At 57.4% G+C, this 753-nt stretch carries 1 pseudogene; it reads right to left on the reverse strand.

Features of this window, described 5'->3' with window-relative positions:
* Nucleotides 1-421: 421 nt before the first annotated feature.
* A pseudogene (locus tag NE850_RS39370) lies at nt 422-643 on the reverse strand (transposase); the annotation flags it as partial.
* Between the last annotated feature and the right edge of the window lie 110 nt (nt 644-753).

Raw genomic sequence — 753 nt, forward strand, 5'->3', positions numbered from 1 at the left:
TGCACATTCCATCAGGGACAGAGGCAAGTCCTCACAAGTCCGGATGTATGGCTGCAATCCTTCATCTGCTAACGATCACCGAATGACGGCTGTGCAAACTGGGGGCGTCCATGTATGACAGACCGGGGCATAAACAAACCGGCGAGCCTTGCGGCTCCCCTACCAAGGCCCGCCCATTGAAATATAGACGTGCAGAGGTAGTCGCACGACCCGCCTGGGCGGGTGTGCGGTTTATGCCACAGGCTGTCAAACCTGGTCGCTGGGTGTTTCCCGACGACCTCGTGATTATAAGGGAGTGGGGCTGTCTCGGATTTAGTCTTGGGGGGTAAATGGTGGCGTTGGCTGAATGGATAAGAGGGAGTGGGGCGGGGGCGCTCAATGGAACCTGTCCGTATTTTTGTGGGCGAGGCGGTTAGCGGAATTAACCGCGTGCCTGAGTAAAACGCTCACCAAACAGAATAGCGAACTGATTCATGGCGCTCGACCAGTCGAATGCCGTTCGCACGGACTTGTTAAGCACATTGCGCAGCGCCAGCCAGAGCAACTTGATGGCGGCCTCGTCGTTGGGGAAGTGGCCGCGGGTCTTGATGATCTTGCGTAGTTGCATGTTCAGACTCTCAATGGCGTTCGTAACCGGCATGATATAGCCGGTGCCTCACGGTCCCGCGCCGTGCATTTCTGGCGTATGGTGTGACCATCCGGGACAAGGGGCACCGGGGAGCACTTCGGGTGGGCAGGCCGTTGTTATACGAT

It is taken from the genome of Paraburkholderia sp. USG1 (assembly GCF_031570135.1).
In the GTDB taxonomy this organism is placed as follows: domain Bacteria; phylum Pseudomonadota; class Gammaproteobacteria; order Burkholderiales; family Burkholderiaceae; genus Paraburkholderia; species Paraburkholderia dioscoreae.